Source organism: Pseudomonas sp. Seg1 (genome assembly GCF_018326005.1).
Classification (GTDB): domain Bacteria; phylum Pseudomonadota; class Gammaproteobacteria; order Pseudomonadales; family Pseudomonadaceae; genus Aquipseudomonas.
The window spans coordinates 227,425-251,812 of record NZ_AP021903.1 but is presented as its reverse complement, the minus strand read 5'-3'; the positions used below and the strand labels follow the sequence as shown (position 1 = coordinate 251,812).

22 protein-coding genes and 1 tRNA gene are annotated in these 24,388 nt (G+C 59.7%); 9 read left to right on the top strand and 14 right to left on the bottom strand.

The genetic code is table 11. The features are described from left to right. The first annotated feature begins 2 nt into the window (after nucleotides 1-2). Nucleotides 3-1,613: an arylsulfatase gene (locus KI231_RS01055; RefSeq protein ID WP_213027202.1), complete on the top strand. Its 1,611-nt coding sequence runs from the start codon at nucleotides 3-5 to the stop codon at nucleotides 1,611-1,613. Between the two features lie 129 nt (nucleotides 1,614-1,742). On the opposite strand, the gene KI231_RS01050 is transcribed toward KI231_RS01055, so the two are convergent. Beyond that, a complete protein-coding gene (locus KI231_RS01050; protein WP_213027201.1) occupies nucleotides 1,743-2,816 on the bottom strand; it encodes a fatty acid desaturase in 1,074 nt (357 codons plus the stop codon). A gap of 100 nt (nucleotides 2,817-2,916) precedes the next feature. Here KI231_RS01050 and KI231_RS01045 point away from each other — a divergent pair, with 100 nt between their 5' ends. Then, nucleotides 2,917-3,921, top strand: a complete 1,005-nt coding sequence (locus KI231_RS01045) for an AraC family transcriptional regulator (protein ID WP_213027200.1) — start codon at nucleotides 2,917-2,919, stop codon at nucleotides 3,919-3,921. Nucleotides 3,922-4,052: 131 nt separating this feature from the next. On the opposite strand, the gene KI231_RS01040 is transcribed toward KI231_RS01045, so the two are convergent. Both KI231_RS01040 and KI231_RS01035 read right to left on the bottom strand, forming a co-directional pair. Continuing rightward, the gene (locus KI231_RS01040) at nucleotides 4,053-5,438 is read right to left on the bottom strand and encodes a heavy metal sensor histidine kinase (RefSeq protein WP_213027199.1); all 1,386 of its coding nucleotides are present in this window, start codon (nucleotides 5,436-5,438) and stop codon (nucleotides 4,053-4,055) included. Further along, nucleotides 5,428-6,108, bottom strand: coding sequence for a heavy metal response regulator transcription factor (locus tag KI231_RS01035; protein ID WP_103306522.1), 681 nt, complete (start codon nucleotides 6,106-6,108; stop codon nucleotides 5,428-5,430). The genes KI231_RS01040 and KI231_RS01035 overlap by 11 nt, the downstream gene beginning before the upstream one ends. A 137-nt stretch (nucleotides 6,109-6,245) precedes the next feature. Between KI231_RS01035 and KI231_RS01030 the strand changes: the two genes are divergently transcribed. Together KI231_RS01030 and uraH are read left to right on the top strand one after the other, a co-directional pair. After that, complete coding sequence (locus KI231_RS01030; RefSeq protein ID WP_103306521.1) at nucleotides 6,246-6,731, top strand: GlcG/HbpS family heme-binding protein; 486 nt, start codon at nucleotides 6,246-6,248, stop codon at nucleotides 6,729-6,731. Nucleotides 6,732-6,742: 11 nt separating this feature from the next. Further along, nucleotides 6,743-7,153 carry a hydroxyisourate hydrolase gene (uraH, locus tag KI231_RS01025; RefSeq protein WP_213027198.1) on the top strand — a complete coding sequence of 137 codons (411 nt, stop codon included), beginning with the start codon at nucleotides 6,743-6,745 and terminating at the stop codon, nucleotides 7,151-7,153. 272 nt (nucleotides 7,154-7,425) lie between these two features. Here uraH and KI231_RS01020 read toward each other — a convergent pair whose 3' ends face one another. Beyond that, nucleotides 7,426-8,103, bottom strand: a complete 678-nt coding sequence (locus tag KI231_RS01020) for a Crp/Fnr family transcriptional regulator (protein ID WP_213027197.1) — start codon at nucleotides 8,101-8,103, stop codon at nucleotides 7,426-7,428. 82 nt (nucleotides 8,104-8,185) lie between these two features. Between KI231_RS01020 and KI231_RS01015 the strand changes: the two genes are divergently transcribed. Then, entirely contained in the window at nucleotides 8,186-8,713 is a 528-nt protein-coding gene (locus KI231_RS01015) for an Mpo1 family 2-hydroxy fatty acid dioxygenase (RefSeq protein ID WP_213027196.1), read from the top strand. A gap of 146 nt (nucleotides 8,714-8,859) precedes the next feature. On the opposite strand, the gene KI231_RS01010 is transcribed toward KI231_RS01015, so the two are convergent. The 6 genes from KI231_RS01010 to dibA form a co-directional block, all read right to left on the bottom strand. Continuing rightward, nucleotides 8,860-9,849, bottom strand: a complete 990-nt coding sequence (locus KI231_RS01010) for a sulfate/molybdate ABC transporter ATP-binding protein (protein ID WP_016772244.1) — start codon at nucleotides 9,847-9,849, stop codon at nucleotides 8,860-8,862. Nucleotides 9,850-9,852: 3 nt separating this feature from the next. Next, nucleotides 9,853-10,725: a sulfate ABC transporter permease subunit CysW gene (gene cysW / locus KI231_RS01005; RefSeq protein WP_041477435.1), complete on the bottom strand. Its 873-nt coding sequence runs from the start codon at nucleotides 10,723-10,725 to the stop codon at nucleotides 9,853-9,855. Between the two features lie 13 nt (nucleotides 10,726-10,738). Beyond that, complete coding sequence (gene cysT, locus KI231_RS01000) at nucleotides 10,739-11,557, bottom strand: sulfate ABC transporter permease subunit CysT (protein ID WP_213027195.1); 819 nt, start codon at nucleotides 11,555-11,557, stop codon at nucleotides 10,739-10,741. A 242-nt stretch (nucleotides 11,558-11,799) separates the two neighbouring features. Next, nucleotides 11,800-12,813 carry a sulfate ABC transporter substrate-binding protein gene (locus KI231_RS00995; RefSeq protein ID WP_103306516.1) on the bottom strand — a complete coding sequence of 338 codons (1,014 nt, stop codon included), beginning with the start codon at nucleotides 12,811-12,813 and terminating at the stop codon, nucleotides 11,800-11,802. A gap of 138 nt (nucleotides 12,814-12,951) precedes the next feature. Continuing rightward, nucleotides 12,952-13,134, bottom strand: a complete 183-nt coding sequence (oscA, locus tag KI231_RS00990) for a sulfur starvation response protein OscA (RefSeq protein ID WP_007917682.1) — start codon at nucleotides 13,132-13,134, stop codon at nucleotides 12,952-12,954. Between the two features lie 299 nt (nucleotides 13,135-13,433). Further along, nucleotides 13,434-15,353, bottom strand: coding sequence for a phosphodiesterase DibA (dibA, locus tag KI231_RS00985; protein ID WP_103306515.1), 1,920 nt, complete (start codon nucleotides 15,351-15,353; stop codon nucleotides 13,434-13,436). 146 nt (nucleotides 15,354-15,499) lie between these two features. Here dibA and desA point away from each other — a divergent pair, with 146 nt between their 5' ends. Both desA and KI231_RS00975 read left to right on the top strand, forming a co-directional pair. After that, entirely contained in the window at nucleotides 15,500-16,684 is a 1,185-nt protein-coding gene (gene desA, locus KI231_RS00980; RefSeq protein WP_103306514.1) for a delta-9 fatty acid desaturase DesA, read from the top strand. A gap of 235 nt (nucleotides 16,685-16,919) precedes the next feature. Then, a complete protein-coding gene (locus KI231_RS00975; RefSeq protein WP_213027194.1) occupies nucleotides 16,920-17,909 on the top strand; it encodes a GGDEF domain-containing protein in 990 nt (329 codons plus the stop codon). A gap of 120 nt (nucleotides 17,910-18,029) precedes the next feature. Here KI231_RS00975 and KI231_RS00970 read toward each other — a convergent pair whose 3' ends face one another. From KI231_RS00970 to gabD, 3 genes are all read right to left on the bottom strand, one after another. Beyond that, nucleotides 18,030-19,241, bottom strand: coding sequence for a response regulator (locus KI231_RS00970; RefSeq protein WP_103306512.1), 1,212 nt, complete (start codon nucleotides 19,239-19,241; stop codon nucleotides 18,030-18,032). A 141-nt stretch (nucleotides 19,242-19,382) separates the two neighbouring features. After that, nucleotides 19,383-20,660 (bottom strand): 4-aminobutyrate--2-oxoglutarate transaminase, encoded by a 1,278-nt coding sequence (gabT, locus tag KI231_RS00965; RefSeq protein ID WP_201236039.1) that lies wholly within the window; start codon nucleotides 20,658-20,660, stop codon nucleotides 19,383-19,385. 185 nt (nucleotides 20,661-20,845) lie between these two features. Further along, nucleotides 20,846-22,288 carry an NADP-dependent succinate-semialdehyde dehydrogenase gene (gene gabD / locus KI231_RS00960; RefSeq protein WP_093440380.1) on the bottom strand — a complete coding sequence of 481 codons (1,443 nt, stop codon included), beginning with the start codon at nucleotides 22,286-22,288 and terminating at the stop codon, nucleotides 20,846-20,848. A gap of 442 nt (nucleotides 22,289-22,730) precedes the next feature. On the opposite strand from gabD, the gene KI231_RS00955 reads away from it, so the two are divergent. Together KI231_RS00955 and KI231_RS00950 are read left to right on the top strand one after the other, a co-directional pair. After that, nucleotides 22,731-22,807: transfer RNA gene (locus KI231_RS00955), tRNA-Arg, on the top strand. A 203-nt stretch (nucleotides 22,808-23,010) separates the two neighbouring features. After that, nucleotides 23,011-24,051, top strand: a complete 1,041-nt coding sequence (locus KI231_RS00950; RefSeq protein ID WP_213027193.1) for a virulence RhuM family protein — start codon at nucleotides 23,011-23,013, stop codon at nucleotides 24,049-24,051. Nucleotides 24,052-24,104: 53 nt separating this feature from the next. Here the strand turns inward: KI231_RS00950 and KI231_RS00945 are convergent, their stop codons facing one another. Then, nucleotides 24,105-24,377 carry a hypothetical protein gene (locus KI231_RS00945; RefSeq protein WP_177431455.1) on the bottom strand — a complete coding sequence of 91 codons (273 nt, stop codon included), beginning with the start codon at nucleotides 24,375-24,377 and terminating at the stop codon, nucleotides 24,105-24,107. Between the last annotated feature and the right edge of the window lie 11 nt (nucleotides 24,378-24,388).

Below are 24,388 nucleotides of genomic sequence, written 5' to 3'. Positions count from 1 at the left end.
CGATGCCGCAACGCCCCAATTTTCTGGTGATCCTGGCCGACGATCTCGGCTTCTCCGACATCGGTGCCTTCGGCGGCGAAATCGCCACGCCGCACCTCGATGCACTGGCCAGCAACGGCCTGCGCCTGACCGATTTCCACACCGCACCGACGTGCTCGCCGACCCGCTCGATGCTGCTGACCGGCACCGATCATCACATTGCCGGCATCGGCACCATGGCCGAAACGCTGACGCCGGAGCTGATCGGCAAACCGGGTTACGAGGGTTATCTGAATGACCGCGTCGTCGCTCTCCCCGAGCTGCTGCGCGAGGCCGGTTATCAGACGTTGATGAGCGGCAAATGGCACCTCGGCCTGACCGCCGAACTGGCGCCCCATGCGCGGGGTTTCGAGCGCTCGTTCTCGCTGCTGCCAGGCGCGGCCAACCATTACGGTTTCGAGCCGACTTACGATGAGCAAACCCCCGGCCTGCTGAAATCCACGCCGGCGCTGTACATCGAGGACGACACGTTCATCGACGAATTGCCCAAGGATTTCTACTCGTCCGACGCCTTCGGCGACAAGCTGCTGCAGTACCTGAAGGAGCGCGACCAGACCCGGCCGTTCTTCGCTTATCTGCCGTTTTCCGCACCGCACTGGCCGTTGCAGGCACCGGCCGACATCGTTGAAAAATACCGTGGCCGCTACGATGCAGGCCCGGAAGTCTTGCGCCTCGAACGACTGGAAAAACTCAAGGCACTGGGGCTGATCGAAGCGGACGTCGAACCCCACCCGCTGGTCCAGCTGACCGCGCAATGGGATGCACTGAGCCCTGAGCAAAAGCAGATTTCCGCGCGGGCGATGGAAGTCTACGCAGCGATGGTCGAGCGCATGGACTGGAACATCGGTCGGGTCGTCGATTACTTGCGCCAGCAAGGCCAACTGGATAACACCTTCATCCTGTTCATGTCCGACAACGGAGCCGAGGGCGCGCTGCTTGAAGCGTTCCCGAAATTTGGTCCGGAGCTGGTGGCGTATCTGAGCCAGCACTACGACAACAGCCTCGACAACATCGGCCGGGCCAACTCCTACGTCTGGTACGGGCCGAACTGGGCGCAGGTGGCGACAGCGCCATCGCGGTTGTTCAAGGCGTTCACCACCGAAGGCGGCATTCGCGTGCCGGCGCTGCTGCACTATCCGCAACTCTCGCTCAAAGGGCAGATCAGTCACGGTTTCGGCACGGTGATGGACATCACCCCGACAATTCTTGATCTGGCCGGCGTGCGTCATCCGGGCAAGCAGTGGCACGGCAAACCGGTGGCGCCGTTGCGCGGTAAATCGTGGCTGGGCTTTTTGTCCGGCGAGACGGCGCAGGTGCATGACGAGCACACAGTGACGGGTTGGGAGTTGTTCGGGCGCCGGGCGATTCGCCAGGGCTCGTGGAAAGCGGTGTGGATCCCCGGGCCGGTGGGGCCGGCGACCTGGCAGCTTTATGATCTGGCCAGTGATCCGGGGGAGATTCATGATCTGGCGTTGAGTCAGCCTGACAGGCTCAGCACTTTGATCGGGCACTGGCAGCAGTATGTCGAGGAGACCGGGGTGATTTTGAGTGCTTCGCCGTTTCAGCCGGATTGAGGTTGCCTGAGATATCGCTATCGCTGGCAAGCCAGCTCTCACAAGGTTCAATGTCGTTCACAAATCCTTTGAATGACACTGAAACCTGTGGGAGCTGGCTTGCCAGCGATGAGGACCTGAACTCACCTATCAAGCCCGGGCAGTACGCACCTCTTCCTGCACCAGTTCATTCTTGCGAACAAACCGGTTAGCCCGCCCAAACGTGCCGAAATCATTGAACCGCACGCCCATCTCGCGCATCACCTTATGCGCCACTGGCACGGTCAGCTGGCGAATATAAAACGGCTCCTTGACCACAAAATGATGAATCCCGTGGCTGCTGCCAAAGTTGAAGCAGAACGCCTGCAACGGCCACAGCCACCACGGATTCAGCACCTGGCATTGCTGCAGCACATTGCCTGGCTCAACGTCACCGTAGTAATGCATGTTCGAACTGATGAAATGCAGGCAAAACGTGCGCAATACGTTCGGGCCGATGATCACCACGGCGGCGATATCGATCACCTGCATCACCGACAACGTGGTCGCCGACCATTCAATCGGTGTCCCCAGCAAGTACGCGATGCCGTTCGCCGCATGGAAACCGAGAAACACATACCAAGCCCCCCAATGCACCAGCGCCAGCGGCGCGTAGACCTTGAGCGTGCGTTTGATGATGCTGAACTTGTGTGCCCAGGTCTTCGCCCGAAGCATGCGAATGAACGCCGACATCACGTTGTCGCCAACCATCAGCAGCCGCGCAAAACCCCACGGCTCGCCGTTGGTAATTGCGCGTTCTTCCATGTCAGTCTCGGTGCCTGAGACTTTGTGATGATTGAGGTGCAGATGCCGGCGAATCCACGGGTTGATCGTGCTCGGCCGCGCCAGCCACACCAGGCCCATCATCAGGCTGTGCGGCACACGCTGCTTGCGGAAATACATGCTGTGGATCAGGTCGTGCTCCAGCTCATGGGTGAGCGAAGCGAAAAACGCATTGAGCAGCAGGCACACCCACCAGGCCATGTGGCCGCTGATGTACAGCGCCGCCGAGCCGATCATGCCAGCCAGGGCAAAGGCCAGAATCCCCGCGCCGAGGGCGTCCTGATGCTTGAGAAGCGGGTAGCGCTCGCGCAATTCGACGCCTTTGGCCAGCACCACTTCGCGAATATGCGCTGATCGCTGGGCAGCATTGTGTCGCTGGGGACTTGCAGAAGTACGGTCCATGCTTCCATCCTCTGGGTATTGATGTTCGCATCCTGCCCTGCAAGGGTTCGAATCGCGGTAGCCGAGTACGCCAACCTGTTGACCGGAAGCGCCAATCAGCATGAAGGAACCGACCTCCCTCGCCAGCTGGACCCGTGCCTTGCGCAAGCAACTCGACGCGCTGGGGCTGGACAGCACTGCCCTGTGCCAACAGGCCGGGCTCGACCCGGACTTGATGGACGATCCCAACGCGCGCTATCCGCTGTCCGGCACCACCCGCTTGTGGGCGCTTGCGGTGGAGTCCAGTGGTGATCCGGCCATCGGTCTGCGGGTGTCGCGGTTTGTCAGCCCGACCACGTTTCACGCGCTCGGCTATGCCCTGGTAGCCAGTGGCAGCCTGCGCGAAGTGTTCGAACGTATCGTGCGCTATCACCCGGTGGTCAGCGATGCGCTGGAACTGGACCTGAGCCGTGGCGATGACCGTTATCTGTTCCGTCTGAAAATTCCGTCAGGCAATCCCGCTCCCGCCTTCGAAGCCATCGACGCCTTCGCTGCAATCTACGTGCGCACCTGTCGCAATCGCCTCGGCCGTGATTACGCGCCACTGGCGGTTTACCTGCGCCGCCCTGAACCGAGCGACGCGCACCAATGGCATAAAGTCTTCCGCGCGCCGGTGCATTTCGCCGCCGTTGAAGATCGTCTGGAATTCGCCCTCGCCGACTTCGACAGCCACCTCGACGACGCCAACCCTGAACTCGCTGAACACAACGAAGCGGTGCTCAAGCGCACCATGGCCCAGCTCAAACCGTTGACCTGGGAGCGCAAGGTGCGCGACGCCATCGAAGAACAACTGCCGGAAGGCGAACCCAGCGCCGAGCGCATTGCCCAGGCCTTGCACCTGAGCCTGCGCAGCCTGCAACGGCATCTGGCCGATGAAGGTTGTCGCTTCGACACGCTGCTCAACGAAAGCCGTGAGAACCTCGCGCTGCTGCATCTGCGTGATCCGCACTGTTCATTGAGTGAAGTCAGTTACCTGCTGGGCTTTGCCGACACCAGCAGCTTCAGCCGCGCGTTCAAGCGCTGGACGGGGATGACGCCGGGGCAGTTTCGCGATCAGTTGCGCTGACTGATCCGGAATTTTCACCGGTTCAACTGGCCTCTTCGCGGGCAAGCCCGCTCCCACAGGGTTTGGGGTGCACAGAAATCCGTGTCACACCTTGACCACTGTGGGAGCGGGCTTGCCCGCGAAGTTGGCAGTCAGTCCACCATAAATCCCAGCTCAAACACCGTGCCCGAGGCATCACTGCTGACCCGCACCTGCCCGCCATGCAAGTGCATGATCGACTGCACGATTGCCAGTCCCAGGCCTCCGGAGTCCCCGGGTTCAGCGCGGGCCGGATCGACGCGGTAGAAGCGGTCGAACAATTTGCCCAGATGCTCGGGCGCGATGGCCGGGCCATGGTTGTGAATCTGCAACCAGCACACGCCTGCCTCATCGTGCCGGCGCAGGCTGATCGAGGTGCCGGGGTCAGCGTGGCGCACGGCGTTGGCCAGCAGATTGCCGAGGGCGCGTTGCAGCAGTTGCTGATCGGCGCGGAGTTCGCCGTGCAAATGGTTTTCCAGCCGCAGATCGCGGTCGTCGGCCAAGGCTTCGAAGTAATCGCACAGTTCGCTGCCAACGCTTTGCAGCTCCAGCGTTTGCAGGTTGAGCGCTCGCTCGGCCTGTTCGGCACGGGCGAGGAACATCAGGTTTTCCGCCATGCGCTTTAGCCGTTCGAACTCTTCCATGTTCGAGGCCAGCACTTCCTGATATTCCGCCGTGCTGCGCGGGTGGTTCAGCGCCTGACCGTTGCTGGCGAGCAAGGTGTGCAGCGGCGTGCGGATCTCGTGGGCGAGGTCGGCGGAGAACTGCGACAAGCGCTGCACACTGTCGTCCAGACGCGCCAGCATGCCGTTGAGCGCTTGCACCGGTTCGAGCAGTTCTGCCGGGGTGCCGGCGGCGGGCAAACGCTGATCGAGACTGCGCAGGTCGATGCCGCGCACGGCTTCGCTCAATTGCCTTAGCGGTTGCAGACCACGGCGCAGCAATACCAGCCCCAAGGCAAATGCCAATATCGCGCCGAGCCCGACCGAGAGGTACAAACGCAGGCGATAACTGCTGAGCATCTGCTCACGCTCGCTCAGCACTTTGCCGGCGATCACGGTCAGCGGTTCGCCGTTCGGTCCCTGCGCTTCACCGGACAACAGCGCCAGTTCTGCACCGTCCGCCGCTTGCCAGCTCAGCACATCGCGGCGCTGCGGCGTTTGCTCGCGCGGGATCGCCTTCAACGTCGGCAAATCGCGCTGGCGCGGGTTGATGCCGATCACACTCGAACCATCGGCCCGACGCACCAGCAGCAGGCTGTCGAGATTGCCGAGCATGTTCTGGTACAGCCGTGGCCGCGCCTGCAAGGCATCAAGGCTGTCGCTGTCGGCGAGCAAGGCGCGCACCTGCTCCAGTCGCCCAAGCAGGGCCATGTCGTCGCGATAAGCGATTTCGGCGGCGAGCGAGCGGTAGAGAAATACACCAATCGCGCTCAGGACCAAGGCGCAGACCAGTGCGAACGCCAGCGCCAGGCGCCAGGCGATCGACCTAGAGCGCATCGTCCGGCGCTTCCAGTTGATAGCCGACACCGCGCACGGTGTGGATCAGTTTCGGCATGTACGGATCATCGACCTTCGAGCGCAAGCGGCGCACCGCGACTTCGACCATGTTGGTGTCACTGTCGAAATTCAGGTTCCACACTTGCGAGGCGATCAGCGTGCGCGACAACACTTCGCCCTGACGACTGGCGAGCAGGTGCAACAGGGCGAACTCCTTGTTGGTCAGCGATATACGCTGGCCACCGCGACTGACGCGACGGCGCAGCACATCGATTTCCAGATCGGCAATGTTGTACGACTCGGCCTCGCGCATCGGCCCGCGTCGCAACAGCGTGCGCACCCGCGCGAGCAATTCGGCGAAGGCGAAAGGTTTGAGCAAATAGTCGTCGGCACCCAGCTCGAGGCCGCGCACGCGGTCTTCGATGGCGTCTTTGGCGGTCAGGAACAAAACCGGCGTAGCACCGCGCTGGCGGATCAGTTGCAGCAATTGCCAGCCATTGAGGCCCGGCAGCATCACATCGAGGATGATCAGGTCGTATTCCTGCTGCTCAATGAAATAGCGCCCATCGAGGCCGTTGAGTGCCACATCCACGGCAAATCCGGACTCGCCCAGGCCCTTGGCAAGGAAATTGGCGGTTTTGGCTTCATCTTCTACGACCAGCAAACGCATGGCACACCTCGATTGATCAGGCACACAGGCTAGGCGCCTTCGGCGACGTTGCCCATTACAAACTTGTAATCCGGCTGACGAGATTCTGACGAAGTGGCGCCGCTAAGGTGGCGTCCTTCGCTTTTGGAGCCTGCCCCATGACCGTCAAATACCTTCTGGCCAGCTTGGCCATCGGCCTGAGCACCAGCGTTTTCGCCAGCCCCGAACTGCCGCGTCACGCCGATCTTGATCTGAAAACCGCCCGCCTGCTGGCCGATACGGCCATGAATAACTGCACTGGCACCGTGTCGGTACTCGACCGCGGCGGCAACCTGTTGGTGACCCTGCGCGGCGACGGTGTCGGCCCGCACAACACCGCTGCCAGTCAACGCAAGGCCTATACCGCGCTGTCGACGAAGACCCCGACCCGATTGTTCGCCGAGCGCGCCCGCAGCAACCCGGAAACCGCCAACCTCAACACCCTCGACGAGTTGCTGTTGCTCGGCGGCGGCATTCCGCTGTTCGCCGGCAACGAGTTGGTCGGCGCCATGGGCGTGGCCGGCTCCGGCGGCGGTGAGCAAGATGAAAACTGTGCGATCACGGCTGCCGAGAAAACCGGTCTGGCCACCACCCGTTCCCAATAAGGAGATTCATCATGACGCCATTGCGCATGACCCTCGCCGCGCTCGGCCTGAGCGCTTTCTCAAGCCTGGCACTGGCCGCCGGCAACCCGCTGAGCGTACACGTGCTCAATCTGGAAAACGGCCTGCCTTCGCCTGGCATTAACGTGACACTGGAAAAGCACGTCGGCCAGAACTGGCAGCCGTTGGCTCAAGGCACCACCAATGAACAAGGACGCATCGCCGAACTGTTCCCGGCCAAACAGCCTTTTGAGGCGGGTGAGTATCGAGTGGTGTTCAAGACCGGTGAGTATTTCAACAAGATCAAGCACGACACGTTCTTCCCGGAAATCCCGGTGATTTTTGAAGTGAAGCAGACCGACCAGCATTACCACATCCCGCTGCTGCTCAGCCCTTACGGTTTCTCGACTTATCGCGGTTCGTAAGCCCCCACACAAATCCTCTGTAGGAGTGAGCCTGCTCGCGATAGCAATCTGTAAGTCAGGCAATGGGTGACTGATACACCGCTATCGCGAGCAGGCTCACTCCTACAGGTTCTGTGCTATGACTCAGATGTCATGGAGAACCGAAAACCTGTGGGAGCCTGGCTTGCCAGCGATGGCGTCCGTTCAGCAGACATTGATTTCGGCTGATGCACCGCTATCGCTGGCAAGCCAGCTCCCACAGGTTCGTGGTGTCTGGATTGGGTGTTTTTATCTTAGATTGTGGCCAAGGTGCGCAATCGCGTGGCATCGAGGATCTCGATCTCGCCGTACCCCAAGCCAATGATCCCCTGCCCCTGCAAGTCCTTGAGAATCTGGTTGGTGGTCTGCCGTGACAGCGACAGCATCGACGCCAATTGTTCCTGCGGCAGTTGCAGCACCCGACGGGGCGGATCGAGTTCGCCGTAGCCTTCGGCGATCATCAGCAAGCGATGGGCCAGACGTGCCGGGGCTGGCAGCAGGCTCAGTTGTTCGAGATTGATAAACGTCAAGCGCAGCTTGTGGCTCATCAACAGCGCCAGATGCCGCCAGTACAGCGGGTGTTCATCGAGCAGTTTCAGCAATGTCGCCTGCGGGATATTCAACAGCGTGCAAGGCCCCACGGCATAGGCGTCATGGGTGCGCGGCTGGCCGTCGAACAGGCAGATTTCGCCAAACCAGTGCGGCGCTTCGACCAGACTCAGCAGCGCTTCCTTGCCCTGCTCGCTCACCGCGCCAATACGCATGGCGCCATCGAGCACCGCGTACAGGCCGCACGGTGGATCGCCACGCTGAAACAGCCGCTGCCCCGCCGTCAGCCGCCGCTCCCGGGCCGCCGCCAGCAGACTATCCTGAAAGGACGCAGGCAAATGACTGAACCACTGGCCGGTCAGCAGCCGTGAACGCTTATCCATGAACACTCCTAATTGTCGCCTGCCTGACAGAGCGAACGCTGAACCCGGGGCATGCTGCGATCACCCTACAGGAGGAACAACAATGAAAAGCCTCGTCGATCATCTGAGTCAATACGCCGCCTACCACCGCGACCCACGCAACATCGCCAGCCACTTTATCGGCATTCCGCTGATTGTGGTGGCGGTCGCGGTGCTGTTGTCGCGTCCCGAATGGGCGTTGGGGGGTTTGTGGATATCCCCGGCCGTGGTGCTGGCGCTGGCCTCGGCATGGTTTTACCTGCGCCTGGAAGTGAAGCTGGGCGTGTTGATGACCGTGCTGATGGGCTTGTCGGTCTGGGCCGGGCATGTGCTGGCGCAGCAAAGCACCCTGGTCTGGCTGAGCAGTGGCCTGGCGATGTTCGTGATCGGTTGGGTGATCCAGTTTGTCGGGCATCACTACGAGGGGCGCAAACCGGCGTTTGTCGATGACGTGAGCGGCTTGATCGTCGGGCCGTTGTTTGTGGTGGCCGAGTTGGCGTTCCTGCTCGGGATGCGCCATGAGTTGAAAGAGCAGATCGAGGCGCGGGCGGGAGTGGTGCGGGTCAATCCGAATCGCAAAGCGGCGGCTTAGGCCGCTTAAAAGATCGCAGCCTGCGGCAGCTCCGACATCCGCTCGTTCCCACGCTCTGCGTGGGAACGCCGCCATGGACGCTCTGCGTCCACTGTGACGCGGAGCGTCACGGGATGCATTCCCACGCAGAGCGTGGGAACGATCAGTTAAAGGTTGGCGACTTTCTGCCAGACCTTCGGCTTGAAGAACAGCGTTTCGCCCTTCGCCAAGCCGATCAGGCTGTCGTGGTCTTTCACCACTTCGGCTTCGATCAGATCGGTCTGCCCTTCTACCTTCAACGTCACCCGCGTGGTCGCGCCCAACGGGCGGATATCACGCACTTCAGCGGCATGGTGATCTTCCAGCTCATGCTTGGACAACGACACTTCGTGCGGACGGAACAGCACGTGGTTGTCGTCGCTGAGCAGCAAGCGGTTGGAGTCGCCGAGGAAGTGATAAACGAAATCGCTGGCGGGGTTTTCGTAGACGTCGCCCGGTGAGCCGATCTGTTCGATCACGCCTTTGTTCATCACCACGATGCGGTCGGCGACTTCCATCGCTTCTTCCTGGTCGTGGGTCACGAACACCGACGTCAGGTTGATGTCTTCGTGCAGACGAGCGAGCCAACGGCGCAGCTCTTTGCGCACCTTGGCGTCGAGGGCGCCGAACGGCTCGTCGAGCAGCAGCACTTTCGGCTCGACCGCCAGGGCTCGGGCCAGCGCAATACGCTGACGCTGACCGCCGGACAACTGCTCCGGGTAGCGATCCGACAGCCAGTCCAGTTGCACCATGTTCAGCAGCTCATGCACCTTGGTCGCGATCTGGCTTTCGCTCGGGCGCTGGTTTTTCGGTTTCATGCGCAGGCCGAACGCGACGTTGTCGAACACCGTCATATGCCGGAACAGCGCGTAGTGCTGGAACACGAAACCGACGTTGCGATCACGCACGTCGTGGCCGGAAACGTCTTCACCGTGAAAGACGATGTTGCCCTGATCCGGGGTTTCCAGACCGGCAATAATCCGCAGCAAGGTGGTTTTGCCGCAGCCGGACGGGCCGAGCAGCGCCACCAGCTCACCGCTGTGGATGTCCAGGCTGATGTTGTCCAGCGCCTTGAACGCGTTGAAATTCTTGCTGACGTTACGCACTTCGATCGACATGAATTATTCCTCCGCGGCGCTGGCGCGCAGGCGGTTGATACGGTTTTCGCTCCACTGCTTGAGCAGCAGGATGAAGAGCGCCAGGATCAGCAACAGGCTCGCCACAGCGAACGCGGCCACGTGGTTGTATTCGTTGTAGAGGATCTCGACGTGCAGCGGCAAGGTGTTGGTCACCCCGCGAATGTGCCCGGAGACCACCGACACCGCACCGAATTCACCCATGGCCCGCGCAGTACACAACACCACGCCATAGATCAGGCCCCACTTGATGTTGGGTACGGTCACGTGCCAGAACATCTGCCAGCCGTTGGCGCCGAGCAAGCGTGCGGCTTCCTCTTCCTGCGTGCCTTGTTCCTGCATCAGAGGAATCAGCTCGCGGGCCACGAACGGCACGGTAACGAAAATCGTCGCCAGCACGATGCCCGGCAGGGCAAAAACGATCTGGATGTCGTGATCCTGCAACCACGGCCCGAACAGGCCTTGAGCACCGAACATCAACACATAGACCAGACCGGCGATCACCGGCGATACCGAGAACGGCAGGTCGATCAGCGTCACCAGCATGCTCTTACCGCGGAATGAATACTTGCTCACGCACCACGCAGCGCTGACGCCGAACACCAGGTTCAGCGGTACCGAAATCAGCACGGCGAACACCGTGAGTTTCAGCGCCGACAGGGCGTCCGGTTCAAAGATCGCCGTGAAGAATGCGCCGAGGCCATTCTTCAAGCCTTGCGACACGACGATGAACAGCGGCAGCAGCAGAAACAGGAAAAAGATCAGCCAGCCAAGACCGATCAGGACTCTGCGCGAAGTCGCACTGCCACGGCGCGCAGCGTTGGCCGAAGAGGCGGCCGCAATAGACGATTGGGACATGGTTCGCGCCTCCTTATGGGGTTTCGATGCGCCGCTGCAGCAAGTTGATCAGCAGCAACAGGACGAAGGAAACCACCAGCATCAGCACGCCGATGGCGGTAGCGCCGGTGTAATCGTACTGGTCGAGTTTGACCATGATCAGCAGCGGCAGGATCTCGGTTTTCATCGGCATGTTGCCGGCGATGAAAATCACCGAACCGTACTCGCCGACGCCACGGGCAAAAGCCAGGGCGAAACCGGTCAGCCAGGCGGGCAACAGCGCCGGCACCAGAATGTGGCGGAACACTTGCAGCGGTTTGGCACCGAGGCACGCGGCGGCTTCTTCGACTTCACGGGGAATGTCGGCCAGCACCGGTTGCACCGTGCGCACCACGAACGGCAGGGTCACGAAGGTCAGCGCGAGGGTGATGCCCAGCGGCGTGTAGGCAATCTTGAAACCGAGGTCGGCGGCAAACTGCCCGACCAGACCGGTCGGCGTGTACAGCGCGGTCAGGGCAATGCCGGCGACGGCCGTCGGCAGCGCGAACGGCAGGTCGATCATCGCGTCGATGACCTTGCGCCCCGGGAACGTGTAGCGCACCAGCACCCACGCCAACAACGTACCGATAATGCCGTTGATGATCGCCGCACACAGCGCGGTGCCGAAGCTCAGCTTCAATGCGGCCAATACGCGCGGTGCGGAGATGATCGTCCAGAACTGTTCCCAGGTGAGTTGGGCGGCGTGGACGAACATCGCCGCCAGCGGGATTAGCACAATCAGGCTGAGGTACACCAAGGTGTAACCCAGCGTCAGCCCGAAGCCGGGTATGACGGGGGAGATACGACGCGACATAAAAGTCCTTGGTTAAAAAGCATTCCGCTGAACGCATCAATGTGGGAGCAAGCCCTGTGGTGAGGGGATTTATCCCCGATCGACTGCGAAGCAGTCGCAAAACCATTAAATGCGGTCTAACTGATCAACCGTAATCTTTGATTTCGGGGCTGCTTCGCAACCCATCGGGGATAAATCCCCTCACCACAAAAACTCACTCCCACATCTCAAGTGCCTGAACTTCAGGCTCATTGTGATTCAGATTACTGCGCCTGATAAATCTGGTCGAACACGCCACCGTCGTTGAAGAACTTCGGTTGCGCGGTTTTCCAGCCGCCGAAGTCCTTGTCGATGGTCACCAGGTCCAGTTTCGGGAACTGCTGGGCGTACTTCGCCGCCACGTCCTTGTCACGCGGGCGGTAGAAGTTCTTCGCGGCAATTTCCTGACCGGCCGGGCTGTACAGGTGCTTGAGGTAGGCTTCGGCGATCTGCTCGTTGCCCTTCTTCTCGGCGTTCTTGTCGACCACGGCCACTGGCGGCTCGGCGAGGATCGACAGCGACGGCACGACGATGTCGAACTTGTCGGCGCCGCCATCTTCTTTCAACGCCAGAAACGCTTCGTTTTCCCAAGCCAGCAACACATCGCCCTGACCGTTGTTGACGAAAGTGATGGTCGAGCCACGAGCGCCGGTGTCCAGCACAGGTACGTGTTTAAACAGGGTCTGCACGTACTCTTTGGCTTTCTCTTCACTGCCGCCGTTGGCTTTCAGGCCGTAGGCCCAGGCGGCGAGGAAGTTCCAGCGCGCACCGCCGGAGGTTTTCGGGTTCGGCGTGATCACCGAGACGTCGTTCTTGACCAGATCGCCCCAGTCCTTGATGCCTTTCGGGTTGCCCTTGCGCACCAGGAACACGATGGTCGAAGTGTACGGGGTGCTGGCGTCCGGCAGACGCTTCTGCCAGTCGGCTGGCAGGGTCTTGCCGAGTTTGGCGATTTCGTCGATGTCGCCGGCCAGCGCCAGGGTCACGACGTCGGCGCGCAGGCCGTCGATCACAGCGCGGCCCTGTTTACCGGAACCGCCGTGGGATTGCTGGATTTTCACAGTGTCGCCGGCATGATCCTTCTGCCAGAACTTGATGAATTCGGCGTTGTAGTCCTGATACAGCTCGCGCGTCGGGTCATACGACACGTTGAGCAGTTCGTAATCCTTGGCAACCGCGGAACCGGCAAACACAGCGCTGGCCAGCGCGGCCAAAGCGTAACGGCGAATCGACGACATGGTGAAAGCTCCTGGAATTCTTGGTGGTGGCTTTTTCTTATGTACTGCTGGAATCGGGTTGCCCGCTGGTAAAAGATCGCAGCCTTCGGCAGCTCCTGCGCACAGCCCCCTGCAGGAGCTGCCGCAGGCTGCGATCTTTCAGCCCGGTTGTTTGCCGGGTTGCTGCAAACGGAATTTCTCTTTGCGTTCGATCTGGACGACTTGCGCGTTGTGCACAGTGATCTCCACCGCGCCGAAACGCAGATCGCGCAGGGCGCTCTGGATTTCACGCAAGATGGTGCTTTCGTCCTGACCGTCAACGCTGCGAAGGGATGCGCTCATGGTGCTGCTCCTTTGAATGGGATATGCCTGGCAGTGGGCGGCACTGCGTTCGGCGTGGGAGCAATATAAGAGAGGCGCGGATATTCTTAAAAAGACTATTTAAGAATGTTTATATAACTAGAAAACATTATCTGGCGGAGCAAGGGTTTGCGCGTATCCGGGGCCGACAGATAACCCTGTGATGAGGGGATTTATCCCCGATGGACTGCGTAGCAGTCCCGTTTTTTTGGGGCCGCTGCGCGCGCCATCGGGGATAAATCCCCTCACCACAGGTTTTGTGTCAGCCATAACAGGACTTGTTAACCGATAACAGGTGCTTTCGCCCAATCAATCTCCATCGCCGGAACCGGCCGCCCAAACCAGTACCCCTGCCCCAGATCACATTCCTGCTGCAGCAGAAACGCCGCCTGCTCACCCTGCTCGATCCCCTCGGCATGCACCTGCATGCCCATGCTCCGGGCCAGCGCGATGATCACCCGGACAATCGCCGCGTCATCCTCGTCCCACGGCAACCCGGCAACAAAGCCCTGATCGATCTTCAGTTTCTGCACCGGCAGACGCTTGAGCCGCAGCAACGACGAGTACCCCGTACCAAAATCATCAATCGCCAGGCGAATGCCCAATTCACGCAAACGATGCATCTGCTCCAGCGCCACTTCCGGGTCGTCCATCACCGCGCTTTCGGTGACTTCCAGTTCCAGACAGGCCGGATCCAGCCCGGTGTCGCGCAGCACCTGCGCGACCTGCTGATACAGCTCGCGTCGGGCAAACAGTCGCGACGACACGTTCACCGCGACAAACGACAGCACCACACCGTCCAGTTGCCATTGGCACATCTGCCGGCAAGCCTGCTGCATCACCCAGGCGTCGATTTCGGCAATCAACCCGGTGCGCTCGGCGATTGGAATGAACTCGGCCGGCGACACCAGCCCGCGCTGCGGATGCTGCCAGCGCACCAATGCTTCGACGCCGATCAGGCGACTGGTCTGCAGATCGTGGACCGGTTGGTAATAGACCCGCAGTTCCTGCTGTTCCAGGGCCCGGCGCAGCTCGAAGGCGATTTCCACCCGTTGCTGGGCGTGGGCGGTCAGTTCTTCGGTGTACAGCGCGTACCCATTACGTCCGCTGCCCTTGGCCTTGAACAGCGCCGCGTCAGCATTACGCAATAACTGATCGGCGCTCAGCGCGTCGCTGGGGAACAGGCTGATGCCGATGCTGGCGTTGATGAACAGCTCGTGGCCATCAAAGCAGAACGGCTCCTTGAGCGCGTCGAGAATGCGCTGGGCCAGCGCCGCCGCCTGGCCGGGCTGTGGACAACTTTCCGCCAGCACGGCGAATTCGTCGCCGCCCAGGCGCGCCAATGTGATGCCCGGCCCGAACAACGCCTGCAAACGCGCGGCCACCGCTTTGAGCAGGCGGTCGCCGACGTTATGCCCGAGGCTGTCGTTGATCATCTTGAAGTGGTCCAGATCGAGCAACAGCAGCGCACAACCGCGCTTATGGATTTGCGCCGACGCCAGCGCCTGCTCGGCACGGTCACCGAACAACAGGCGATTGGGCAGATCGGTCAGCGGATCGTGGTGGGCGAGGTGCTTGAGTTCATGTTCGGAATGCTTGATCGCGCTGATGTCGGAAAACACCGCCACGTAATGGCTGAGCCGGCCCTGATCATCATGAATGACGCGGATGGTTTGCCACTGTGGATAAATTTCGCCGCTTTTACGCCGGTTCCAGATTTCGCCACTCCATTCGCCCAAGGATTCCAGCGTAGTGAACATCGCCTGATAGAAGCTCGGCGGATGATGGCCGGACTTGAACAAGCTCGGTTGCTGGCCGAGCACTTCTTCGCGCTGATAACCGGTGATCTCGATGAACGCGCGATTGACGTGAACGATCAGCCCATGATGGTTGGTGACCAGCACCCCTTCACGGGTGCAATCGAACACGGCGGCCGCTTGGCGCAGGCGCTCACGGTCGGCATGACGCTCGCGCAATCGCGCACCGATCCCGAGAAACTCACACAGCCGCGCCCGCGCCAGAAAGATCAGCCCGGCGCTGACAGCGGCGAATACATAACCGTTGATCAGTTGCCATCGCGCAATATCGGCGGAGTTATCGAAGAAACTGTTTAATAAATGATCAGTGCCCAGCAGCCACACGGCGGCAAGCACAAGATAGAGCAGCGCTGCACGCAAGGCATCGCGATAAGTGGCAGACATTCGGCTGTCCATGTCCCTACAAAAAGGTTGGAATTATAGGTCAAGAAACATCCAGCGACTCTTATCTGAAAGGGCGACTGGTTTTATCTGTGTGCTTGGTGATAATGCAACGGCTGTTTTTATCTTTATCGAGGGCCCTATAGCCTATGTGGTACGAAGGTTTTCTTGGCTTGTCGGCCTGGTCACTGGTCGCAGTCACCCTGCTGATGACCCACGTGACAATTGTCGCCGTCACGGTCTATCTGCACCGTTACTCGGCCCATCGCTCGCTGGAGCTGAATGCCGGCCTTAAGCACTTTTTCCGCTTCTGGCTGTGGCTGACCACGGCGCAGAACACTCGCGAGTGGACCGCCATCCACCGTAAACACCACGCCAAATGCGAAACCGAAGATGACCCGCACAGCCCGGTCATCAAGGGTTTGTCCACCGTACTGCGTACCGGTGCCGAGCTGTACCGCGCCGAAGCCCAGAACCCGGAAACCCTGCGCATCTACGGCAAGAACTGCCCGGAAGACTGGATCGAGCGCAACGTCTACAGCCGCTACCCGCTGCTGGGCGTGGCGATCATGGGCGTCATCGACCTGCTGCTGTTCGGCACCATCGGCATCACCATCTGGGCGATCCAGATGATGTGGATCCCGGTGTGGGCTGCCGGCGTGATCAACGGTCTCGGTCATGCGGTCGGCTATCGCAATTTCGAGTGCCGCGACGCGGCGACCAATCTGGTGCCGTGGGGCATCCTGATCGGTGGCGAAGAATTGCACAACAACCATCACACCTACCCTAACTCGGCCAAGCTGTCGGTGAAGAAGTGGGAGTTCGACCTCGGTTGGGCGTGGATCAAAGTCTTCAGCTTCCTGCGTCTGGCCAAGGTGCAGCGTGTTGCGCCGATTGCTCACCGTGTCGAAGGCAAAGGCAATCTGGACATGGACACGGCGATGGCGATCCTCAACAACCGCTTCCAGATCATGGCCCAGTACCGCAAGCTGGTGATCGGGCCGCTGGTCAAGCAGGAACTGGCCAAGGTCGATCATTCGGTGCGCCACCAGTTTCACCGGGCCAAACGCCTGTTGTCGCGGGAAACCAGCCTGCTGGAGGATCGGCACCACGCACGCATCCAGAACATCCTCGAGCACAGCCAGGCGCTGAAGGTCATTTACGAAAAACGCCTGGCCCTGCAGCAGATCTGGGTCAAGACCAGCGCCAATGGCCACGACATGCTCGCCGCCATCAAGGAATGGGTACACGAGGCCGAGGCCAGCGGCATCCAGTCCCTGCGCGAATTTGCCGATCAGCTGAAAACCTACTCGCTGCGCCCCGCCGCAGCCTGATTGTGTTGAATGAATCCCCTGTGGCGAGGGGATTTATCCCCGATCGGCAGCGTAGCTAGCGCAATTTTGACGACGCGTTCTCATTGTTGAAACGCGTCGCCACTACCGCCCGGCAGAACCCCTCTGCCGCTGGGAACTTCGCTTCCATTCCCCTATCTCAAAGACACTTCGCCATCCCGGCGGGCTGTACTGTGGCCGTTGTCGAATTGCGGCACGCCCTTTGAGAACTGTGCCGATGGTCAACAACAATCAAAAAGACTCATCCCTCCCGCAATGGCCCGAGGCCGCGCAAACCCTGATGGCGCTGATGCACGCCCAAGGCGAAGTGGCGCGGTTGAGCGAACGTGAACAACTGTTCAGCTCGCTGCTGGTCAGCGTCAACGCCGTACTCTGGGCTTTCAACTGGGAAACCCGTCAGGTGCTCTACGTCAGTCCTGCCTATGAGCGGATTTTCGGTCGCTCTGCAGGCCTTTTATTGGCCGACTCCAACCAGTGGCGCGACAGCATCTACCCTGACGATCTGGATTACGCCGAACGCAGCCTCGCCGAAGTCCTGCACACCGGGGCCGTCGAAAATCGTGAATACCGCATCATCGCCGCTGACGGCCAGGTGCGCTGGCTCAGCGATAAATGCTTCATCAATCGTCAGGACGAACCCGGGCAACCGGTGATCATTGTCGGCATTGCCGAGGACATCACCGACAAAAAGCAGATGGAAAACGAACTGCAGCGTCTGGCCACCACCGACGTATTAACGCAAAGCAGCAATCGTCGGCACTTTTTCGAATGCGCCAATCGCGAGTTTGAAGAGGCGCGTCTGCAGGGTGCACCACTGGCTTTCCTGCTGCTGGATATCGATGATTTCAAAGTGATCAACGACAGCTACGGTCATCCCATGGGCGACTCCGTGCTGCAACAGATCGCCGAGTGCGGGCGCAGTTCGTTACGCCGGGGTGATCTGTTCGGGCGAATTGGCGGTGAAGAGTTTGCCGCAGTATTTCCGGGCTGTGCGCCGGACATGGCCATGCAGGTAGCCGAGCGACTGCAACAGGAGATTCAGCGTTTGAGCTTCAGCCATGAAGGCCAGACGTTCGGCATTACTGTCAGCCAGGGTCTGGCCCGTCTCAGCGAAGGCGACGAAAGCCTCGACAGTCTGTTCGCCCGCGCGGATGCGGCGATGTATGAGGCCAAACGACAGGGCAAGAACCGCGTTATCTCTGCATAACCTTTATTCAAATGATCCACAAAACCTGTGGGAGCTGGCTTGCCAGCGATGAGGCCAGCACATTCAGCAATGATGTGTCTGCGCCTACGCCATCGCTGGCAAGTCGAATCGTCGCACGAGTTATTTGCGCATCCGCATCAACTCCGGCAATCCGATCTTCAGCAACCGCGCCGTGCGGCTCTTCGCCAGTTCTTCAACACCGTCATGCTCGGTCAGACGCGCCAACTGCGCAGCCATGTTCATCACCAGCGCCTCACGGGAATACACCCCGCCGCCAAGCTGATAGACCGAGGCAATCAACTCGCGCAGTTCCAGCGGCAACCGCCAGCGAGTGCGCAGGGCCGAACCATAAGCGGCGCCAAACTCGGCCAACGCTTCACCGACCTCCTCCAGCTCATCCAGCGCTCCACCGGCCTGCTGCCACTCCTGCAAACAACGCAGCAATGCCAGATCACCCAACCGATGCAGCATGCCTGCGCAGTAGCAGCGCTCCTGATCCAGATCCAACAGGCGCGCCAGCGTACGGGCGTATTCGGCCGTATGCAGCGACAGCCCCCAATATCGCTCGGCGTAATCCGCCAGGCACGGGTCACTGAGTCTGGCGCTGCGCTTGAGCGCCAGCCCCAGAATCAGATTCATGCTCTGCCCGGTGCCGAGTCGATGCAGTGCCTGCGCGAGCGTTTGAACCGCGGCGCCATGGTGCTGTGCCGCACTGTTGGCCGCTGCGATCAGTACTGCCGTGATTTGTGGATCGGTTTTGATCTCATCTTCCAGCAGCTTCAGATCGAGGCCATTGGGATTGAGGCTGCGTTTGACCGCCAACTGCACATCGGTCATCAACGGTGCGCCATCAGCCTGCTCACGGCGCCGCTCAAGAAAGACTGACAAGGTCATGCCCGGCGCCAATGCCGGGATCTCACAGAACACTTCTTCCCCGGCATTGAGCAATAAACCCTGCAAACGCTCGGTCAGACTTTCCATGTTCAGCGGTTTGGTCAGATACGCCGTGGGCGCCAGCGGTATGGCTTCGCGCACGCTGGCGCTGTCGTTGCGGCTGCTCATCAGAATGAAGGGCAGCGGCGGATTGCGTTTACGCTGACGCACGCTGCGCAAAACACTCAAGCCATCGATACCGGGCAATTCCCAGTCGACGATGGCCAGGTCATAAGGGACTTCGCTGAGCATCGACATTGCTTGCTGGCCATCGGCACACAGGTCCAGCCGCGCATCGCAACGTACGTTCAGCAGCACTTGTTTGAGCAAATCGCGAGACCATGGATCGGCCTCGGCAATCAGCACTCGGGGTACGGCGGGTAAATCAACGGCAGTCATGCGCGCTCTCCCTTGCAATGCCTGAACCTTAGCCAATGCTGGCCTTTCGATACAGCGCTAAAGCGCTCGATGTGTTTCAAGGGGCATAAAAAAACCCGCCGAAGCGGGTTTTTTGTCGATCAAGTCACATCGCTCAGAGCCTTACAGCTCCGAGAAGCACTCTTCGATGATCGCCAGACCTTTGTCCAGTTGCTCATCCGGCGAGGTCAGCGGTACGAGTACGCGCAGCACGTTGCCGTAAGTGCCGCAGGACAGCAGGATCAGACCCTTGTCGCGAGCCTTGGCCACCACGGACGCCACTGCAGCCGCGTTCGGCTTGTGGCTGTCGCCGTTTTCGAACAGCTCAACAGCGATCATGGCGCCCAGGGCGCGGACTTCACCGATGACCGGGTACTTGGCCTGAATGGCTTTCAGGCCAGTGACCAGACGCTCACCGACAGACTTGCAGCGATCCAGCAGTTTTTCTTCTTCGAACACTTCCATCACTGCCAGGGCAGCGGCGCAAGCGATCGGGCTACCGGCGTAGGTGCCGCCGAGGCCGCCTGGCGCGATGGCGTCCATGTATTCGGCCTTGCCGCAAACACCGGCCAACGGGAAGCCGCCAGCGATGGATTTGGCGAAGGTGGTCAGGTCGGCAGCAACGCCCATCTGTTCCATGGCGAAGAAAGTACCGGTACGGCCAGCGCCGGTCTGTACTTCGTCAGCGATCAGCAGAATGCCGTGCTGGTCGCACAACGCGCGCAGCCGCTTCATGAATTCTTTCGGCGCGACGTAGAAACCACCTTCACCCTGTACCGGCTCGATGATGATCGCAGCGATGTCTTTCGGCTCGGCGTCGTTCTTGAAGATGCGTTCGATGGAAGCGATCGAGTCGTCGATGCTCACGCCGTGCAGTTCGTTCGGGTACAGCGCGCGGAAGATGCCGCCTGGCATCAGGCCCATGCCGGCCGAGTAAGGCACGACTTTACCGGTCAGACCCAGGGTCATCATGGTGCGACCGTGGTATGCGCCGGTGAAAGCAATCACGCCAGCACGGCCAGTGGCGGCACGGGCGATTTTCACGGCGTTTTCCACGGCTTCGGAACCGGTGGTGACCAGCAGGGTTTTCTTGGCGAAATCACCAGGCACCTTGGCGTTGATCTTTTCGCACAGCTCAACGTACGGCTCGTAGGCCAGTACCTGGAAGCAGGTGTGGGTCAGCTTGTTCAGCTGTTCGGTCACGGCAGCAATGATTTTCGGGTGCACGTGGCCGGTGTTCAGCACAGCGATACCGCCGGCGAAGTCGATGAATTCACGACCTTCAACGTCAGTCACGGTAGCGTTCTTTGCCGACTCGGCGAAGATCGGGTGAATCTGGCCAACACCACGTGGAACAGCTGCGGTACGGCGGGCCATCAGTTCAGCGTTAGTCTTGCTCATTACAGTCCTCATTCACCGCTCATCGGGCGGCGTGGTTCAAGGATTAAGCGGGAGGAATCGGCGGTGGCAGCATGCGATGATCGACTGCCACGGCGTTCCCGGCCGCAGAGAAAATTCCGGTTTGAAACGACGCAAAGGGACAGCGCTCTCGTGCCCTTTGCGTTTACAGCGATCCCTTTCCCGGCTTAGATGCCCAGGCAGAGGTATTTGATTTCCAGATAATCTTCGATGCCGTACTTGGAGCCTTCACGGCCCAGGCCCGAGGCCTTGATGCCGCCGAACGGCGCGACTTCGTTGGAGATCAGCCCGGTGTTGACGCCGACCATGCCGTATTCCAGCGCTTCCGCTACACGGAACACACGACCAAGGTCACGAGCATAGAAGTACGAGGCCAGACCGAACTCGGTGTCGTTGGACATCGCGATCACTTCGGCTTCGTCTTTGAAGCGGAACAGTGGCGCCAGCGGACCGAAGGTTTCTTCCTTGGCCACGGCTGCGTTCTTGGGCACGTTGGTGAGGATGGTCGGCTCGAAGAAGTTGCCTTCCATTGGCTTGCCACCGGCCAGTACGGTTGCGCCTTTGGCTACGGCGTCAGCGATGTGCTCTTGCACCTTGGCCACGGCTTTTTCGTCGATCAGCGGGCCAGTGGTGGTGCCGTCTTCCAGACCGTTGCCGATCTTCAGCTTGGCCACAGCCACTTTCAGCTTCTCGGCGAATGCGTCGTAAACCGAATCCTGAATGTACAGACGGTTGGCGCAGACACAGGTCTGGCCGTTGTTGCGATACTTGGAAATGATCGCGCCTTCGACGGCCTTATCCAGGTCCGCGTCGTCGAACACGATGAACGGCGCGTTGCCGCCCAGTTCCAGCGAGACTTTCTTGATGTCCTTGGCGCATTCCGACATCAGCTGACGGCCGATTTCGGTGGAGCCAGTGAAGGACAGCTTGCGCACGATCGGGTTGCTGGTCAGCTCGCTGCCGATATCGCCAGCGCTGCCGGACACCACGCTGAACACGCCGGCAGGAATGCCGGCACGCTGAGCCAGTTCGGCCAGGGCGAAAGCGGAGAATGGAGTTTGCGAAGCAGGCTTGAGCACCATGGTGCAACCGGCAGCCAGCGCTGGGCCAGCCTTACGGGTGATCATCGCGGCAGGGAAGTTCCACGGGGTGATCGCTGCGGTTACGCCGATAGGCTGCTTGATCACGATCAGGCGCTTGTCCGGCTGATGGCCCGGAATCACGTCACCGTAGATGCGCTTGGCTTCTTCGGCGAACCATTCGATGAACGAGGCGGCGTAAACGATTTCGCCCTTGGCTTCGGCCAGCGGCTTGCCCTGCTCGAGGGTCATCAGGCGCGCGAGGTCGTCCTGGTTCTCGATCATCAGTTCGAACCAGCGACGCAGCTTGCCTGCACGTTCCTTGGCGGTCAGTGCACGCCAGGCCGGCAGCGCCTTGTCGGCGGCTTCAATGGCACGGCGGGTTTCGGCAGCGCCCATTTTCGGCACGGTGCCGAGGATTTCGCCGGTGGCCGGGTTGTTGACCTTGATCGTCTGACCGTTGTCCGCATCGACCCAAGCGCCATCAATGAAGGCTTGCTGGCGGAACAACAGGGTGTCTTTAAGCTGCATGTCGGCTTTCCTTAACAGCACCGCGGCCTGCGCGGAGCAAATTATGATTGTAGAAAGGCGCCTCGCAAGGCTGCCGTCAGGGAAATCTGTGAGCGGGTGAGGCGCATTGATCGTGCTCGACTCGAAACACCTGCGCTTCAACACCCGATCAACGAGCGTTTGAAATCTCAAACGGATCGTAGGAGCAAAGGGGTTAAAGGACAATAGGGCGTTCGAAAAAAAGAACAAAAACGCCGCGTTTGTGGAAATTTTCAGATCAACGCGCAAAAAGCATCCGCCGCAGCGAAACCATAGATCAGCCCCGCGAAAGCGCCAAGCGAGGGTTTTGCAGGACGTTACAGCTTTATGGAATGCAGGCACTCAAACCGAAACGCGCACTGACAAAACCCGCCGAAACCCAGCATGGACGCCCCGAGCCGACCTAGGTATGATGTCGCCCGCTGCACCAGTAGCTCAGCTGGATAGAGTACTGCCCTCCGAAGGCAGGGGTCGTGGGTTCGAATCCCGCCTGGTGCACCATTGATTTAAACGAGAAAGCCCCGGACTGTGATGGTCCGGGGCTTTTTTGTGGGCAATGAACTTATGAAAAAATCGAGTCTGGAAACAAAATTTCACGACAATTGGGTTCATTAGGTCAGCGGTTTTCGCCACACTATGCAGCCTCCCCCGAGTCCTTTCCAAACAATTTATAGACTCGCCAGAACTGGTCGCGGAATAACTCAATGACTGATCAGAACGACACAGACTATCCTGCCGCCCCTCAAGGAGAGCTTTTGCTTTTTCAAAGCTCCGACGGCCAGGTCCGCCTGGAATGTCGATTCGGGTCCGAAACGCTTTGGCTATCGCAGTCCATGATTTGCGAACTGTACGGTAAGGCCAAGGCTACTATCAGCGAACATATAAGCCATATTTTTGCCGAGGGCGAGTTGACGGAGGATTCAGTTGTTCGGTTTTACCGAACAACTGCCGCCGACAACAAACCTTACAACGTCAAGTATTTCAGCCTGCCCTTGATTATCGCGGTGGGATACCGTGTCCGCTCCAAACGAGGAACCCAATTCCGTCAATGGGCCACGCAATTACTTCAAGGGTACCTGATTAAAGGCTTCGTCATGGACGACGAGCGATTGAGAAACCCTCCCGTAGGGCACTCACAGGTACCTGACTACTTTGATGAGCTGCTTGAGCGCATCCGAGATATTCGAGCCAGCGAGAGGCGGGTTTATTTGAGGGTGAAGGATATCTTCGCGATGGCGGCCGATTATGTGCCATCCAACAAGGACACGACTGCGTTCTTTCAGATCATCCAAAATAAACTTCATTTCGCCAGCACCGGCTTGACTGCCGCTGAGTTAATAGCACAGCGCGTTGACGCCTCAAAAGCGCATATGGGTCTAACCAACTTCAAGGGAGATGAAGTGCGTAAAAGCGATGTCACAATCGCTAAAAACTATCTCACTCAAGAGGAGATCAATGCTCTTAATCGTATCGTTACGATGTGGCTGGATTTCGCAGAAGATCAAGCATTGATGCGCAAGCAGATTTTCCTGCGTGACTGGCAGGAGAAACTGAACCAATTTTTGGAATTCAACAGCCGCCAGATTTTGCAGGGATCGGGACACACCAGTAATCAAGCAGCAGAAGAAAAAGCCCGAGCTGAATATGAGATCTATGCCGAACGGCGCAGAGCTTTGAAAGAAACAGAGGGCGAACGGTCCGCCATTGAGGCACTTCGCGGCATTTCAAGAAAGAGTCGGCCCTGACCCCGCAGCCTTGGATCAGGCAACTACGCGCTGGACCCGCACCTGAAGCTCATTTACTCCGTCGTCCAATCAAACTCATCGTAATCCTCATCCTCGTCTTCTTCCCCCTCAACCTCCTCCTCAAAGACGTCCTCTTCCTCAAGCACATCCTCTTCCGGCTGATTCAGCAGAAACTCCTTACGCGCTTCGGTAATCGCGCGGCGCATCTCTTCGCCCTTTTGCGGGCAATTGAGGAGTTGGGCGATGCGGTCGATTTTTGGTGCCACGGTGTTCTCCAGCGATTCAGCTATGACCCGATAGTGCGCGTTTTTGCGGGGCAATGCCAAATGGCTGGGCG